General features: G+C 31.4%; 16 protein-coding genes and 2 tRNA genes. 11 read left to right on the top strand and 7 right to left on the bottom strand.

Translation table 11 applies throughout. The annotated features are described in order from the left end of the window. Positions 1-3 precede the first annotated feature (3 nt). From FHR24_RS12535 to pta, 3 genes are all read right to left on the bottom strand, one after another. Positions 4-480, bottom strand: coding sequence for a T9SS type A sorting domain-containing protein (locus FHR24_RS12535; RefSeq protein ID WP_167189347.1), 477 nt, complete (start codon positions 478-480; stop codon positions 4-6). A gap of 321 nt (positions 481-801) precedes the next feature. Beyond that, positions 802-1,992, bottom strand: coding sequence for an acetate/propionate family kinase (locus FHR24_RS12530; protein ID WP_167189344.1), 1,191 nt, complete (start codon positions 1,990-1,992; stop codon positions 802-804). A gap of 3 nt (positions 1,993-1,995) precedes the next feature. Continuing rightward, entirely contained in the window at positions 1,996-4,089 is a 2,094-nt protein-coding gene (pta, locus tag FHR24_RS12525) for a phosphate acetyltransferase (protein WP_167189341.1), read from the bottom strand. A 93-nt stretch (positions 4,090-4,182) separates the two neighbouring features. On the opposite strand from pta, the gene FHR24_RS12520 reads away from it, so the two are divergent. Next, positions 4,183-4,707 carry a DUF1697 domain-containing protein gene (locus FHR24_RS12520; protein WP_167189338.1) on the top strand — a complete coding sequence of 175 codons (525 nt, stop codon included), beginning with the start codon at positions 4,183-4,185 and terminating at the stop codon, positions 4,705-4,707. A 54-nt stretch (positions 4,708-4,761) separates the two neighbouring features. Here the strand turns inward: FHR24_RS12520 and FHR24_RS12515 are convergent, their stop codons facing one another. After that, a complete protein-coding gene (locus FHR24_RS12515) occupies positions 4,762-5,379 on the bottom strand; it encodes an FKBP-type peptidyl-prolyl cis-trans isomerase (protein WP_167189336.1) in 618 nt (205 codons plus the stop codon). Between the two features lie 71 nt (positions 5,380-5,450). On the opposite strand from FHR24_RS12515, the gene FHR24_RS12510 reads away from it, so the two are divergent. Both FHR24_RS12510 and FHR24_RS12505 read left to right on the top strand, forming a co-directional pair. Next, on the top strand, positions 5,451-5,837 hold the full coding sequence (locus tag FHR24_RS12510) for an RNA-binding S4 domain-containing protein (protein WP_167189333.1): 387 nt from the start codon (positions 5,451-5,453) through the stop codon (positions 5,835-5,837). A 10-nt stretch (positions 5,838-5,847) separates the two neighbouring features. Beyond that, positions 5,848-6,348, top strand: a complete 501-nt coding sequence (locus FHR24_RS12505) for a phosphoribosyltransferase family protein (RefSeq protein ID WP_167189330.1) — start codon at positions 5,848-5,850, stop codon at positions 6,346-6,348. 3 nt (positions 6,349-6,351) lie between these two features. Here the strand turns inward: FHR24_RS12505 and FHR24_RS12500 are convergent, their stop codons facing one another. After that, positions 6,352-6,861: a shikimate kinase gene (locus FHR24_RS12500; protein ID WP_167189327.1), complete on the bottom strand. Its 510-nt coding sequence runs from the start codon at positions 6,859-6,861 to the stop codon at positions 6,352-6,354. A gap of 102 nt (positions 6,862-6,963) precedes the next feature. Between FHR24_RS12500 and FHR24_RS12495 the strand changes: the two genes are divergently transcribed. The 8 genes from FHR24_RS12495 (at position 6,964) to FHR24_RS12460 (ending at position 12,362) form a co-directional block, all read left to right on the top strand. Further along, a tRNA-Lys gene (locus FHR24_RS12495) sits at positions 6,964-7,036 on the top strand. Between the two features lie 200 nt (positions 7,037-7,236). Beyond that, on the top strand, positions 7,237-8,694 hold the full coding sequence (locus FHR24_RS12490) for an aldehyde dehydrogenase family protein (protein ID WP_167189324.1): 1,458 nt from the start codon (positions 7,237-7,239) through the stop codon (positions 8,692-8,694). A 119-nt stretch (positions 8,695-8,813) separates the two neighbouring features. Beyond that, positions 8,814-8,896 (top strand) — tRNA-Leu (locus tag FHR24_RS12485). A 40-nt stretch (positions 8,897-8,936) separates the two neighbouring features. Beyond that, complete coding sequence (locus tag FHR24_RS12480) at positions 8,937-9,338, top strand: hypothetical protein (RefSeq protein ID WP_167189322.1); 402 nt, start codon at positions 8,937-8,939, stop codon at positions 9,336-9,338. Positions 9,339-9,359: 21 nt separating this feature from the next. Next, the gene (gene tsaE, locus FHR24_RS12475; RefSeq protein WP_167189320.1) at positions 9,360-9,764 is read left to right on the top strand and encodes a tRNA (adenosine(37)-N6)-threonylcarbamoyltransferase complex ATPase subunit type 1 TsaE; all 405 of its coding nucleotides are present in this window, start codon (positions 9,360-9,362) and stop codon (positions 9,762-9,764) included. A gap of 30 nt (positions 9,765-9,794) precedes the next feature. After that, the gene (locus tag FHR24_RS12470; RefSeq protein ID WP_167189318.1) at positions 9,795-10,994 is read left to right on the top strand and encodes an alanine dehydrogenase; all 1,200 of its coding nucleotides are present in this window, start codon (positions 9,795-9,797) and stop codon (positions 10,992-10,994) included. A 62-nt stretch (positions 10,995-11,056) separates the two neighbouring features. Then, positions 11,057-11,494: a DUF4258 domain-containing protein gene (locus FHR24_RS12465; protein ID WP_167189315.1), complete on the top strand. Its 438-nt coding sequence runs from the start codon at positions 11,057-11,059 to the stop codon at positions 11,492-11,494. Beyond that, a complete protein-coding gene (locus tag FHR24_RS12460) occupies positions 11,487-12,362 on the top strand; it encodes an aldose 1-epimerase family protein (RefSeq protein ID WP_167189312.1) in 876 nt (291 codons plus the stop codon). Before FHR24_RS12465 ends, FHR24_RS12460 begins: the two co-directional genes overlap by 8 nt. Positions 12,363-12,412: 50 nt before the next feature. Here FHR24_RS12460 and FHR24_RS12455 read toward each other — a convergent pair whose 3' ends face one another. Both FHR24_RS12455 and FHR24_RS12450 read right to left on the bottom strand, forming a co-directional pair. After that, positions 12,413-14,953, bottom strand: a complete 2,541-nt coding sequence (locus tag FHR24_RS12455; RefSeq protein WP_167189309.1) for a VPS10 domain-containing protein — start codon at positions 14,951-14,953, stop codon at positions 12,413-12,415. Then, positions 14,905-15,204, bottom strand: coding sequence for a hypothetical protein (locus FHR24_RS12450; RefSeq protein WP_167189306.1), 300 nt, complete (start codon positions 15,202-15,204; stop codon positions 14,905-14,907). The genes FHR24_RS12455 and FHR24_RS12450 overlap by 49 nt, the downstream gene beginning before the upstream one ends. Positions 15,205-15,221 lie beyond the last annotated feature (17 nt).

The following is a 15,221-nucleotide window of genomic DNA, read 5'->3' as shown; positions in this document are numbered from 1 at the left end:
TTTCTAGTTTTTAATAATTTTAAATGTTTTTACGATTTGATTGTTTTTAACGATACTTAAAAAATAAGTAGCTTTGGGTAAGGCACTCATGGAAATTAATGTATTGTTTTCCGTTACTTTTTTAGTTTCAACCTGCCTACCTAACAAATCCATCAGTTGAAAATTCACATTTTCAAAATCCTTTAATTTTAAGTTTAAAAAGTCAGTAGTTGGGTTTGGATAAACAGATAATTCTAAAAGAATATATTTTTCATCAACACCTAATGTAGAAGAAATTGTGTAGGGCTGATTTACCCCCTGTTCTACACTCCCACTTGAGCCTACAGAGTTTGTGTAAAATACTTGTCCTACAGAATAATTAACAGTTCCACCTGTTGTCTTAATTTCTCCTCCTACAGCTACCATATTTTCTTGTGCTTGCACTCCTCCTAACCCAAGAAGAATAACGGTAAGATTTGTAATTGTCTTTTTGTGTTTCATAATTAATAGTTTAATTTAATACAACCGTAAAATTATATGATATAAATATTTTGTAATAGCCCATTAAGACAAAAGAGTAGCCCAATCGGGTATTTTATGATTTTTATTCCATTTGAAGAAAAAAGACAATCATTTTTTTAAATTCAAGAGCTTGTTAAGAGATGTATATTCTTTAAATTTATGAGTATAAGTTTATACAAAAAAATAAACCTGTTTTGCAAACCACAATTATTAAAACATTCTAAAGTAGTTAAATTAATTAGACACAAAAAAGCCTCTATTTTTAATAGAGGCTTTTTTGTGTAATTTTTAAAGTTGTTTTTATACTAAGTTAAAGCTTTGTTTTGCTATTTCTAACTCTTCGTTTGTTGGAATAATAAAAATTTTAACTTTAGCGTTTTTAACTTGAATTTCGGTTAATTGTTTTGGTCTTTGGTTATTTAAATCTTTATCAATTTCAATTCCTAAATATTCTAAATCTTTACATACTAAATCACGAATTTCAATACAATTTTCTCCTGCTCCAGCGGTAAAAACAATAGCATCTAATCCATTCATAGCCGCTGCATAAGCTCCAATATATTTTTTAACTCTATAGGCATACAATTCTAACGCTTCGGTACATTCTTTATTTCCGCTCTTAGATTGATTTACCAAATCTCTAAAATCTGAGTAGCCAGTCATACCTAACATTCCACTTTGCTTGTTGATTAAATCACTTACTTCTTGTCCTGAATATCCTAAATTTTTAACCAAATGTACAATAACGGCAGGATCAATATCTCCTGTTCGAGTTCCCATTGCTAAACCTGTAGTTGGAGAAAATCCCATAGAATGGTCTACACAAAGTCCATTTTGCACAGCAGATACAGAGGCTCCGTTCCCTATATGCAAAGTAACTAGTTTGGTAGTAGTAGTTCCTAAAAACTCATTTGCTTTTTCGGATACATATTTATGACTCGTACCATGAAATCCGTAAACACGAATCTTTTTTTCTTCTGCCAGCTTTTTAGGCAATGCATATTTATAAGCTTTAGCTGGCATGGTTTGATGAAATACGGTATCAAAAACCACCACCTGTTTTGCTTGTGGAAACAAGTCTTCACAAACTTCTATACCTAATAAATGCGCAGGATTGTGTAAGGGAGCTAAAGAAAATAATTCTTTAATTTCTGCCTTTACTTCTGGAGTCACGATCTCTGCTTTGTTAAAAGCACTTCCACCGTGTACAACTCTATGTCCTATTACTTTTAAATCTTCTTTTTCAGCAATTACTCCAACTTTTTCATCAAACAAATGAGAAACTAATAAAGACAATCCTTCTTTGTGATCTGCAATAGCACCTTGTATTGTAATTTCATCACCATTAATGGGCTTGTAAACAAAGTTTGAGTTGTCTTGTCCTACTCCAATACGTTCTATCAAGCCTTCACAAACAACTTTTTCTAGAGGCATTTCAATCAATTGATATTTTATTGATGAACTTCCTGAATTGATAATTAATATATTCATGTTTTATAATTCTTGTGCTTGTATAGCGGTGATAATTACTGTATTAAAAATATCGTCTACGGTACAACCTCTACTTAAATCGTTTACGGGTTTGTTTAATCCTTGTAACATAGGTCCAATTGCCAAAGCTCCTGTTTCTCTCTGAATGGCTTTGTAGGTATTGTTTCCAGTATTTAAATCTGGAAACACCAATACAGTTGCTTTTCCTGCAACTTCTGAGTTTGGCATTTTACTTTTTGCTACTCCAGGATCTACAGCTGCATCGTACTGAATAGGTCCTTCTATTTTTAAATCGGGTCTTTTTTGTTTTACAATTTCTGTAGCAGTACGTACTTTATCTACCTGTGCACCTTTTCCTGATGACCCTGAAGAATAAGACAACATAGCTACTCTTGGCTCAATACCAAAATTAGCGGCAGAATCTGCTGATGAAATAGCTATTTCAGCTAATTGTTCTGCTGTTGGATCTGGATTAATAGCACAATCTCCAAAGATTGAAACTCTGTTTTCCATACACATAAAGAAGATAGAAGACACTACAGATACTCCTGGTTTGGTTTTTATAAACTGTAAGGCAGGTCTAATGGTATGTTGTGTGGTATTTACAGCCCCCGAAACCATACCATCTACCAATCCTTTATGAACCATCATGGTACCAAAGTACGATACATCTGTCATAGTATCTTTGGCAGTATCTAAATTCATCCCTTTATGTTTTCTTAATTCATAAAGTGTATTGGTAAAATCTTCAAAGTATTCTGAATCTATAGGATTGATTACTTTTATTTTATCAAAATTAATAGCAACATCTATTTTTTCTGCTTTTATTTTTAATTCCTCAATATTACCTAACAATACTACATCTACAATATTTAAGGTAGCCAACATTGCTGCAGCTTCTAAAATTCGTGGATCATTTCCTTCTGGTAAAACAATTCGCTTTTTTGTTTTACTTGCTCTATCAATCATATTGTATTGGAACATCTTAGGAGTCATTCCGTTTACTTTAAAATTGATTAATTTATTGGTTAACTCTTCAGTAGGAATGTATTTGTCAAAAATTCTAAGTGATGCTAAAATTTTATCTGTGTTTTCTGAATATATTTGAGCTTGTACATTGGCAACATCTGTAGTCGCTTCAAAAGTTCCTGTTTTTACAGATAAAATTGGTACTACATCAGATAATCCATCAATTAATTTTAAAATTGTTTTTTCTGGTTTTAAACCTCCTGTTAATACAATTCCTGATACTTTTGGATAATTTTTAGAACTATTTGCTTGTAAAGATCCTAAAATAATATCGGCCCTATCTCCTGGTGTTACTACTAAATAATTATCTACATAATGCTCCAAGTGGTTTCTTAACTGCATGGCTCCAACACCGTAAGCACCAATAGGATTGTTTAATCCGGCCTCTCCAAACAAGACTTCTGCATTTAATTCTCTTACAATTTCTGCTACTGTTGGATTTGACAATTTATCGGAATAAGGAATTACAGATTTAACTACAGATACTGGGAGTATTTTATTTAAATGCTCCGTAATCATTTCCTTATGGTTTTTATTTGCTTTGTTAATAACTACAGATAGTACATTTACTTGATCACTTGTAAAAGTATCATATATCAACTTGGTGTTCTCTATCAAATCGTGTACAGAAATTCCTTTTTTGGCTTTGCTAATAATCAAGGCAGGAATTCCTAAATTTTTGGCTATTAACACATTTAGTTCTGCTTCGTAAGAAGTTGCATCTCCTTCAAAATCGGTACCTTCAACCAATATAAAATCGTACTTAGATTCTAATTTTTTATAACGTTTGATAATGGTGTCTATAATCTCTCCACTCTTACCTTGATTTCTTTTTGTAATCACCTCTTTTCCAGTAAATACATAGGCATCTTTGTATTCTATATCTAAATCAAAATGTGATAAAATGGTCTCTATATGAAAATCTTTTTCATTGTTTTTACTGGTAATAATTGGTTTTAAATATCCAACTTTTGTTGTTTTACCTAACAATAACCTCATTAAACCAAGGGTTACAATTGACTTTCCACTGTTGGAATGTGAAGCAGCAATATAAATAGCTTTACTCATAATAGTTCTATAGTTTTAAACAAAAATAACACATAATAATTCTAAATAATATAATATATATCATACTTTTATATTTATTTCTATTAATTTAACATGATTTATATTGTACTTTTAAGAGGGGTAAACGTAGCAGGTAAAAACAAAATTATAATGAAAGATTTTGTAAACCTACTAACTAATTGTGATGAATTTACAAAAGTTAATAGCTATATCCAAAGCGGAAATTTTATACTTAAAAGTACGCTAACATCTTCTAAAAATGTTTCATTAAAAATTAAAAATAGTATCGAAGAAATTTACGGATATCACCTAGAAGTATTTAGTTATTCTTTTTTAACTTTTAAAAAACTAATAGCTTCTCATCCTTTTAATATAGAAACAGGCAAAAATTATTTTGTTTTTACGTTAAACGGGTATAAAACTTCTAACGGTTTACAAGAAAAAGACTTTGGAAATGATGACTATATTGTTCAAAAATCAATTATTCATGTAAAATATGCAACCAAATACAGCGACTCTAAACTGAATAACAATTGTGTTGAGAAACTTTTAAACACTACCGCAACTACTCGTAATTACAATACTGTACAAAAATTAATTACTATGGCTAGCGCATAAAAAAAGCTCCAAAACATTATTTTGGAGCTTTTTTTATAATTTATGACCTATCTATTATTCGTTTTCTATTTGACCTACAGATCTTAATACAATCTTAAAGACTAAGGTTTCGTTCGCAGAAATTAATCCACTTCCAAAATTTTGATAAGCCAATCCCGAAGGAACAATCATCAACCCTTCTCCAGAATCTTTGTATTGTCTTGGTATAGATGGATCTGTTGTTTCATCATAAGTACCTTCTTTAAAGCTAGGCAATCCTATTTGCCAACCTGGTATTACTGTTGTTAAATCTAAGAATCCATCATTCACATCATTTTCTTGATACAATTCATTCTCTAAAGATGTTAACTTGTACACTATGTTTACAATATCATTAGTATCAGGACTATTACCTGTACCAACTACAGTTTCATAAGTATACATTGTATAATCAATATTATTATAATTGGTTTCAACTGCTTTTAATTTTTCATCATTGGCTAAAGATGTTTTTCCTTCTACCAAGTTTTCAAACTGATCGTTTTCACTATTATAATAATGCGTAGCCAAATAAGTTGCTATTTCTACTTTTTCTATTTTGTATTGTCCTGCATGGTCAAAAACCTCTGTATCATCCTGACAACCAATTACTAAAACTGCTAACACAGCTAGTATTATCTTTTTAAAATTCATTATCTATTGTTTTTCAACTCGCAATTTACAATTTTCATATCTTAGCGGAAAGAATCATTTACAAATAACTAATGAGAATTGACAAATATTTATGGACCATTAGAATGTTTAAGACTCGATCTATAGCTACTGATGCATGTAAAAAAGGTCATGTTAAACTTAACAATGTTAATGCCAAACCATCTAAAGATGTGTATATTGGCGAAAAAATTACAGTTCGTAAGAATCAAATTAACTACCAATTAGAGGTTTTAGACATTCCACCCAACAGAGTTGGAGCAAAATTGGTAGATCTATACAGAAAAGACACCACTCCAAAAGAAGCTTTTGAACGTACAGACATGTTAAAGTTTGCCAAAGACTATTACAGAAAAAAAGGTGCAGGTAGACCTAGTAAAAAAGACAGAAGAGATTTAGACGAATACCAAGAAAACGGTACTTTTGACAACGAAAATTAAATTGACACGCATGAATAAGTCTATTATATTAAATCATCAAGAAATCACACAAAAAACAAGAAGAATTGCTTTTCAAATTTTGGAAAGTAATTGTGAGGCAGATGAAATAATTTTAGCTGGTATTAATGGAAATGGGTTCATTTTCTCTAAACACCTAAAAGCTCATTTGGAAGAAATTAGCGATGTTAAAATTACTTTATGTGAATTAATTTTAGACAAAAAAAATCCACTAACAGAAATTACTTCTAGTATTCCTCAAGAAGAATATCAACATAAAAATCTTGTTTTGGTTGATGATGTTTTAAGTTCTGGAAAAACACTTATTTACGGTGTAAAGCACTTTTTACAAGTTCCTTTAGCTTCTTTTAAAACAGCTGTGTTGGTAAACAGAAATCACAAACAATATCCTGTAAAAGCAGATTTTAAGGGATTGTCTCTATCTACCTCTTTACAAGAACATATAGAAGTAGATTTTAGTCAAGAAAATGATGCTATTGCTTATTTATGCTAACATTTACAATGCAGCAACTATTTCTTTGGCAATACCATTTACCGATTTCTGATCTACAGACACTGCTATTTTAGCCTGTAAATAAAAAGGTCTTCTTTCAAACAAATGTTTTCCTATAAATTCAGGTAAATCATCATCATTAATTCTAGCAATTAACGGTCTTTTACTTTTTTCAGGAAGTAATCTTGCTACTAATGTTGGGATATTTGCGCTTAAATAAACAGAAGTAGATTTTTCATTAATCAATTCCATATTAGTTCCAAAACAAGGAGTTCCACCACCTAACGATAGAATAAAATCCTCTTTACTATCTAACAACTCTTCTAGACAAGTAGTTTCTAATTTTCTAAAATATATTTCTCCCTTCTTTGCAAATATATCTGCAATTTTCATCCCTTCTCTTTTCTCTATATAATCATCTAGATCAATTCTTTTAGAATTTAATTGATGACTTAATGATTTTGAAATAGCAGATTTACCACAGCCCATATACCCTAAAAGAATCAGTTTCATGTTTTTATACATTGCAAATTAGACTTCGCAAATATCAAAGAAAAAAACAACCTAAAAAAAGTTTTCACGATTTAAAAAAAGCTTTATATTTGCCCCCTCATTGACCTGGTAGCTCAGTTGGTAGAGCATCTCCCTTTTAAGGAGAGGGTCCTGGGTTCGAGCCCCAGCCCGGTCACAAAAATAGCTCCCTTTTTTAAGGGAGCTATTTTTTTTTGTTAAAAAGCATCCGTCTTATTTTTTACCCTTAAAATTAACAGATCAACACTTATAAATCTTAGTTTTTATTAAAAATGGTAAAAATACAGCCATAAATTGACTATTTAGTACCAAAAAAAAGCACTTTCAAAACCTATCTTTGTTTAAAATGAATAAAATATGGTGACTCAAAATTTTGGATATAAAAAATTATATATCGACGGTACTTTAGTCGATTCAGAAAATAAAAAAAGGGCAGCAGTAATTTGTCCTGCAACAGGAGAAACAATTGCAGAAGTTGCACAAGCAGGTAAACAAGATGCTGAAAAAGCCTTAATTACCGCACAAAAAGGGTTTAAATATTGGTCTAAACTAACTTTAGCAGAAAGAACAGAGTGGATGCAAAAGTTACGTACCGCTATACTGGCTAAAGAACACGAGTTAAAAACAGCTATGGTTCACGAAATGGGTAAAACCTATGGAGGTGCTGCCGAAGATATTGAGGCTCTAGTGAATGCTTTAGATTGGTATCCTAATGCCATGAAAAACCTAAGAGAAGAACAAATTCCAGATTACGAAAACACACATACTCATAAAATGGTATCTAAGCCTGCTGGAGTAGCTGTGGCTTATTTGGCATGGAATTTCCCTTTATTAAATGTTGGTTTTAAACTAGGACCTGCACTAGCTGCCGGATGCTCAATCATTATAAAACCATCTGCATTGTCTCCACTATCTACTTATATGATAGGAGAAATTTTACACGAAATAAATTTTCCTGCAGGAGTCATTAATATTTTATCAGGACCTAGTAAAGAGGTTGCTACAACTTTAACAACTAGTACTATTCCTGCCGTATTAACCATGATTGGTTCTACTGCTACGGGTCAAAAAGTAATTGCAGATAGTACTACCTCTATTAAAAAACTAGGAATGGAATTAGGTGGAAATGCTCCTTTTATTGTTTTTGAAGATGCCGATTTTGAAAAAGCTTTAAATCTAGCTATCGGATTAAAATACAGCAATTCTGGTCAAATATGTGTGGCTGCTAACAGAATAATGGTTCACAAAAATATTTATGATAAATTTTTAAAAGCTTACATTAAAAAAGCTTCTGAATTGACTTTAGGTTTTGGAACCAAAGAAAATCCCGATGTATTTATGGGACCTGTAGTTGCTCGTGCAGACAGAGATAGAATGTTTGATTTGGTGAAGGATGCTGTTAGCAAAGGAGCTACCTTAGAATATGGAGGTAAAATTCCTGAAGGATTACCTGAAAAAGGAAACTGGATAGAACCAACTGTAGTATCTGGAATTACTCCTGAAATGGATTTATTTAGAAAAGAAACTTTTGGTCCTGTTGCAGGAATTATGAGTTTTGATTCTGATGATGAAGTTTTAGCATTAGCCAACGATACCGACTTTGGATTGGCTTCTTATATATTTACAAACAATCATAAAAGAATTGAACGTTTTACTGACGAATTAGAATTTGGAGAAATTCAAATTAACGGTGTAAAATATTCTATTTATTTACCTCATGGAGGAATTAAAAACAGTGGAATTGGTCATGATTGTTCTCATTTAGCTTTAGATGATTATCTGGTTAAAAAACGTGTATCAACAGCATTGTTTTAATAGTAACTACATACTTTTTTTTAAGGAGGGAATTAATCAATTTAATTCCCTCCTTTGCTTTTTAAAAAATTTATGCAAAATTCAATTAAATTAAAGATATTTGCATCCCTTGTATTATTGCACCTATGGCGGAATTGGTAGACGTGCTACCTTGAGGGGGTAGTGTCCTAAGGACGTGCTGGTTCGAATCCAGTTAGGTGTACTAAGTATAATTATCTATTCAAATATTAAAAAAGTTGATTATGAAAAAAATTCTTTTATCAATTGTTTTAGCATCGTTATTATCATGTTCATCAAAAAAGAACAATAAAACATCGGCAATTTTAACCAAAACCATCACTTTTATAAGTCTTAAAGACAATAAATTTGAAAAAAAACTAGACACTTTAAAAGATGCTTCTTTTAAGATTGGTTTACATCCTGAAAACAAGGGTTTTGAATTTATAGCTCGTAAAGAAATTCCTAAAACAGAAACCAACAAAAATTTTGATGTTGCATTTTTTTATCTTGTTGATGAAAAAGGAAACAATTTAAAGTTTAAAAGTAATACTGATTTTAAAAACTTTATGGATAAAAATGGCTATCAATTAATAGATCAAAAATCTAGCATATATCACATGGATTATACATTTGAAAAAAAATAATCCTTAGTTAAGATCTACACAATGGAAATCACCTATTCTTTAAACAATTTACCTGCCGTTGCAAAACAAATTATAGAGCATACAAAAAGTAAAACTATTTTATTTTATGCAACTATGGGAACTGGTAAAACAACATTAATCAAAGAACTTGCTAGCCAATTAGGATGTAATATTAGCTCATCTCCTACTTTTGCTTTGGTTAATGAATATGAAACAGCTCAAAATCAAATCTTATATCACTTTGATTTTTATCGCATAGAAGATGAAAACGAAGCATACGATATGGGAATTGAAGAATACCTATATAATAACCAATGGGCTTTTATAGAATGGCCTGAGAATGTAGAAAATTTACTACCTTTAGATGCACAGGTGATTACCATTAAGACAAACTCTGACAACACCAGAACTCTCTGTCTTAAGTAACCAACACTCACTTGCTTACACAGATTGATTATGGGGAAACGTATGTCTGCATTTGGTAAAATTGAATTTCATGTTCAAGAAGAACGATTGGCAATAACACCTAAAAAGGGAGATTTATTTATAGGAATCCCCAAAGAAACGTGCCACGAAGAAAAAAGAGTTTGCTTAACGCCAGATGCTGTAGCTGCTATGACACTACAGGGCCATCAAATTATATTAGAAACAGGAGCTGGTATAGCCTCTAACTTTACAGATAAAGAATATGCGGAATCTGGAGCTAGAATTTGTTATAGTACTAAAGAGGTTTTTGAATGCAATCTTATCTTAAAAGTATCTCCGCCTTCTTTACAAGAAATTGAGTATATGATTCCTCAAAGTTTTTTAGTTTCATCGCTCCAAATAAAAACACAATCTAAAGAATATTTTAAAGCTTTGGCAAGTAAACGAATTACAGCCATCGCTTTTGATTTTATTAAAGACGAACACGATAGTTATCCTATTGTAAAATCTTTAAGTGAAATTGCTGGAACTGCTTCTATTCTAATTGCATCAGAATTAATGAATGCCGAAAATGGTGGTTCTGGTAGGTTGCTAGGTAATATTAGCGGTGTTCCTCCTTGTGAAGTTGTTATTTTAGGTGCAGGTACCGTAGGTTTATTTGCTGCAAAATCTGCAAAAGCATTGGGAGCTAGTGTTAAAGTTTTTGACAACTCTATTACCAAATTAAGACAACTACAACAAGACTTAAACATTCCTGTTTACACCTCAACCATACATCATAAAGCATTAGAAAAAGCACTAATGAGAGCCGATGTGGTAATTGCTGCCATCAAAGGAAAAACAAGAGCTCCAATTATAGTTTCTGAAGATATGGTATCTGTAATGAAAGAAGGTGCGGTGGTTATAGATGTAAGTATTGATAGAGGAGGATGTTTTGAAACTTCGGACTTAACAACACATAGCAATCCTACATTTGTAAAATATGGAGTAATGCACTATTGTGTTCCCAACATTCCGTCCAGATACGCTAAAACAGCTACTATTTCTATTAGTAACATTATTACCCCTTATCTTTTAACGGTAGGTGATGAAGGAGGTTTTGAAGCTGCTGTTAAATATGACAGAATTATTAGAAGCGGTATGTATATGTACAAAGGTATTGTTACTAAAAAAGCTGTAGGTGATTGGTTTAATATTCCTTTTACAGATATTAATTTATTAATTATTTAGTTCTTAAACACTCATACAATCCGTTTGACTTCTTTACTTTTGAGGTCATAAATTTACAACAAATGATAAAAGACTTATTAAGTAAAATTGATGCCAAATTATTAAGACGATTTGGTTATTACTTAGGAGGATTGGCTTTAGGTGTAATCGCCTTATCTTACATAAATCAACAAAAAGGAACTACGTTTGATTATGGTTTTAATGCACGTGTTTTAAAACAAATTAAATTAAGAGACACCTTTAAAATATCTAACACAGCTCAGCTTACTTTAAACCAATATAGTTTAGATTCTATGGATATAGAATATGTACTACATAAAGGAAACTGGAACAGAGACAAAAGCCACGTACACCAAAAACCTTGTCCTGATTATTGGATTGACACAACTATTGGTAAAACGATAAACAACAAGGTTGTAACTCACAATTTTGCTTTTATTTTTGAAAGATGTGAATATGTTGCAACTTTAAAAGAGGTAAAAGTAATTACAAATGAGTAATATGTATCAGTTAAAAAATCAATTTATTACAGCTACCTTTAAAACAAAAGGTGCTGAACTAATTAGCTTGATTAAAAATACTACTGAATATATTTGGAGTGGAGATGCTACGTTTTGGAACAGACACACTCCTGTTTTATTTCCCATTGTTGGAGCCCTTAAAAATGACTCCTATATTTTTAAGGAACAAGAATACAACATAAAACAACATGGCTTTGCCAGAAACAGTACATTTACTGTAGTAAAACAATCTAAAAACACTCTTGTTTTTCAGCTTACTGCTACAAAAGATACATTTACTATTTATCCTTTTGATTTTATTTTACAAATTAAATATACACTTAGCTCACAAGGATTAACAACTAAATACATAATTACAAATCCCGCTAAACAGGATTTGTATTTTTCTATTGGAGCACATCCTGCATTTGCTTGTCCTTTTGAACAAAATCAAACAAGAGAAGAATATGTTTTGGTTTTTGATAAAAAAGAAACTCCTACATCTACTTCTATAAAAACAGGTTATAGAAACGATGAAAAATTTAATGTATTTTCTAACGCAGGATCTTTAGCACTAACAAAAACTATTTTTGATAACAATGCTATCGTTTTTAATAAAAATCCTTTTTCAGAGGTTTCTTTTGTACATCAACCTACTCAAAAAAAATACATAACTATTCAATTTAAAAACTTTCCTTACTTAGGAATTTGGTCTGCCACTAGAAATTCTCCGTTTATTTGTATTGAGCCTTGGCACGGAATTTCAGATCACATCAATCACAATCAACAACTAATAAATAAAGAAGGTATTATAAAACTAACTAGTTTAACTACTTTTAATTGTGAATATAAGTATACTATTCATTAAAAAAGAGGTTCATTTTCTAAAATGAACCTCTTTTTTTAAGTTAATCTTTATTATTTAAATACTGTAAACACACTAAAATCTGTAAATCTACCCTCTAAAGTAGATGCCCATATTTTAACAGTTCCTTTTCCTATAGGTGTTACCTTTCCCGTTTCATCAACAGTAGCAATATTTGTGTTTTCAGACTTCCATACAATCTTTTCCCCTTTAAATTTAGAATTTATAATGTTTGCTTGTAACTGAATACTTTCTCCTTTTCTACTTTCTGCAACAGCAGGTAATGTTTTAATAACTTGAATTTTAGTTCCGTTGTTAATTTTCCCTTTGTAAAAACCACATCCTTTAGTTGCTAACCATATTTCTGATGGATTAAAAACATCAAACTTTACATCTTCAATTTGATGAGGAATGGTAATTCCTGTATTTATTTTAGTCCAAGTAATTCCTCTGTCACTACTTAAATAAACTCCTGGGTTTTTAGCTAAAAACTTAACTGTTACTACTAATAAATCTTGATCAAAAGGAGAAACATCTATACACTCTGTTTCTGGCAAATCAAAAATTTGCTTCCAAGATTCTCCAAAATTATCAGAATACCAAACTCCTGCTCCACCACCTCTATATCCTGTGGTTATATACATACGGTTTGTAGTATCAAACTTTACAAATTGTACCCCATTTACTTCATTAGGAGTTTTTACTTTTTTCCAATGCAACCCTCTATCTGTAGAGTGATATAACCCTCCGTCCGATAATGGTTTTACATAATTGTGTATGTTTTTTTCCGCGGCAATAAATAAAGATTTTCCTGATGGATCTCTTGGATCAAATTGAACATCATTAATTCTTGCTGGAGAAGGCAAACCACTATTTCGCTGCTCAAAAGTTTTACCGTTGTTATCCGAAAAGAAAAAACCACCTTGTGTTGCTTTGTTTGGATTTGCTATTTGAGTAATTCCAAAATACATAAAGTTAGCATCAGTAGGGTCTATTAACAATCCATTTGTATAAAAATCATCTTTCCATTTGTTAGTTGCAGGTGTTGCAATTCCATGTTTTGCCCAATTTAAACCTCCATCAATACTCTTAAACATATACTGTTTATCTTCCTGACGGTTAGATGTTGCGTAGACTGTTTTTGCGTCATAAGGATCAAATACTAAATTACTTACAGTTGCTTGTGCAGATTCTATAAAATTTAAAGCTATTCTATCATTTGGGCTGTCCGTAGCAGAAATCCACAATCTATGTTCTCCAGAACCTAATAAAGTAGTTTTAAAACGTTTGTCTTGTGCAATTGTTAACCCTGGTAAATTACTATTACCTGTTCCTACAATTGCTCCAGAAGATGTTCTTTCTTCATCTACTTGTTTCCATGTTTGTCCGTGATCTTTACTTAGCATAGTACTGTGATCTGAAATTATCATTACATCACCATTTACTCCAACAGACAAACCTCTCATAGAACGAAGTGCATAATTTTTTCCAAATCTCATATGAGGGGACGAGTGACCTACCTCCATATTTTCATGAGTTGGATTTTCTTTAGATTGCCAATAAGCTTTATCTTTTTCCCAAGCATCTTGATACAAGCGAGCTGTATTGATCCATTTTTTTCCATAATTATCTGTAGTCCATAAACGACCAGGCATTATAGAAGTGCCAACCTGTGGATCTGCAAAACCAACATAAACAGCTCCTTCTCTACTAGGATCTGCACTAATCATATTAAAACGTTGCAAAGCTTTTGTTGGTAATTCTGGATATAGTTGTTTTGCTTTTCCTTTAGAAATACCAAACCACTTAGCAATGTATTGATAATAATTAGCAGGTACACCTCCAGATAGTTGATTGATATCTAAGGTTAAATCTGCTGTTATATTCTTCCAAGATTTTCCTTCATCTTTAGAATAAAAAATACCTCCTGAGATTTTTGTTGTTTTACCATTGGCAATATATTGGGTTTGATCTATTAAAAACAATACAAACTTTTTAGTTTTTGCATTGTAATAAAAATCCATATCCATAATAATATCATTCTCTAATTTTCCTTTAGAAATATGCTCCCATTTTTTTCCTCCATTTTCGGATTTATACAATCCATAATCTGAAGCTGCAAAAACTTGTTTGTTATTTTTAGGGTTTACAATAATTCTACACACTTGTGCTTTAGGGTGCAATCCTGTAGTTATCAAACTCCAACTTTTACCACCATTTTTAGTTTTCCACAATTTTCCTTGATTCATAGCCTTAGCACCTCGAGGATTTTTTTGAGTAATGTTTTTTAAAGAAGACATCCAATCTTGTTGTCTTACATGTGCACCACCCGCAACATACCAAACTTTTTTATTGGTAGGGTCTATGGCTAAAGTTGCTACTTTTTTTCTCCAAGCTTCTTTATCTGTACCGTCAACATCTTGTTTATACCAAGGACAATAAGGTACAATTTCCCATGATTTTCCCAAATCTTGAGTTTTCCATAACTGAGAAGAAGTTAAAGCCAAACCAAAATTAGCATCAGGTACCGAATAATATAAATCTCTTAAATGAAAAATTCTGCATCTCCATCGGAATCTGTAATTCCATACCATTTTTTTCCGTTGTTTTCAGATTGATAGGCATTCCACATATCTGGACACTGAGTAATAACTCCTGGTAATGTGGGATGATATCTTAATAAATTTGCAAATCCTGCATTTCCAGGCCCTACTTGTTCCCAAAAAACCTCTTTACTAGAAGCTACTCTTCTAGTTTTTAATTTGTTAAAAAAACTAGTCTGAGCATTTCCAACACTTGTTACTAACACTAAAATTGTTAGTAGTATTATTTTTTTTACTTTCATTTGTGTATCCGTGTTTG

The sequence above is a fragment of the Wenyingzhuangia heitensis genome (genome assembly GCF_011762155.1).
Taxonomy (GTDB): domain Bacteria; phylum Bacteroidota; class Bacteroidia; order Flavobacteriales; family Flavobacteriaceae; genus Wenyingzhuangia; species Wenyingzhuangia heitensis.
Note: the sequence above shows the minus strand (reverse complement) of the source record. Positions and strands in the feature narration are given on the sequence as shown.

What these genes read in the sequence shown, in the direction of transcription:
- FHR24_RS12535 (WP_167189347.1), bottom strand. Translation starts at nt 480, where the DNA reads ATGAAACACAAAAAGACAATTACAAATCTTACCGTTATTCTTCTTGGG.
- FHR24_RS12530 (WP_167189344.1), bottom strand. Translation starts at nt 1,992, where the DNA reads ATGAATATATTAATTATCAATTCAGGAAGTTCATCAATAAAATATCAA.
- pta (WP_167189341.1), bottom strand. Translation starts at nt 4,089, where the DNA reads ATGAGTAAAGCTATTTATATTGCTGCTTCACATTCCAACAGTGGAAAG.
- FHR24_RS12520 (WP_167189338.1), top strand. Translation starts at nt 4,183, where the DNA reads ATGATTTATATTGTACTTTTAAGAGGGGTAAACGTAGCAGGTAAAAAC.
- FHR24_RS12515 (WP_167189336.1), bottom strand. Translation starts at nt 5,379, where the DNA reads ATGAATTTTAAAAAGATAATACTAGCTGTGTTAGCAGTTTTAGTAATT.
- FHR24_RS12510 (WP_167189333.1), top strand. Translation starts at nt 5,451, where the DNA reads ATGAGAATTGACAAATATTTATGGACCATTAGAATGTTTAAGACTCGA.
- FHR24_RS12505 (WP_167189330.1), top strand. Translation starts at nt 5,848, where the DNA reads ATGAATAAGTCTATTATATTAAATCATCAAGAAATCACACAAAAAACA.
- FHR24_RS12500 (WP_167189327.1), bottom strand. Translation starts at nt 6,861, where the DNA reads ATGAAACTGATTCTTTTAGGGTATATGGGCTGTGGTAAATCTGCTATT.
- FHR24_RS12490 (WP_167189324.1), top strand. Translation starts at nt 7,237, where the DNA reads ATGGTGACTCAAAATTTTGGATATAAAAAATTATATATCGACGGTACT.
- FHR24_RS12480 (WP_167189322.1), top strand. Translation starts at nt 8,937, where the DNA reads ATGAAAAAAATTCTTTTATCAATTGTTTTAGCATCGTTATTATCATGT.
- tsaE (WP_167189320.1), top strand. Translation starts at nt 9,360, where the DNA reads ATGGAAATCACCTATTCTTTAAACAATTTACCTGCCGTTGCAAAACAA.
- FHR24_RS12470 (WP_167189318.1), top strand. Translation starts at nt 9,795, where the DNA reads ATGGGGAAACGTATGTCTGCATTTGGTAAAATTGAATTTCATGTTCAA.
- FHR24_RS12465 (WP_167189315.1), top strand. Translation starts at nt 11,057, where the DNA reads ATGATAAAAGACTTATTAAGTAAAATTGATGCCAAATTATTAAGACGA.
- FHR24_RS12460 (WP_167189312.1), top strand. Translation starts at nt 11,487, where the DNA reads ATGAGTAATATGTATCAGTTAAAAAATCAATTTATTACAGCTACCTTT.
- FHR24_RS12455 (WP_167189309.1), bottom strand. Translation starts at nt 14,953, where the DNA reads ATGGTATGGAATTACAGATTCCGATGGAGATGCAGAATTTTTCATTTA.
- FHR24_RS12450 (WP_167189306.1), bottom strand. Translation starts at nt 15,204, where the DNA reads ATGAAAGTAAAAAAAATAATACTACTAACAATTTTAGTGTTAGTAACA.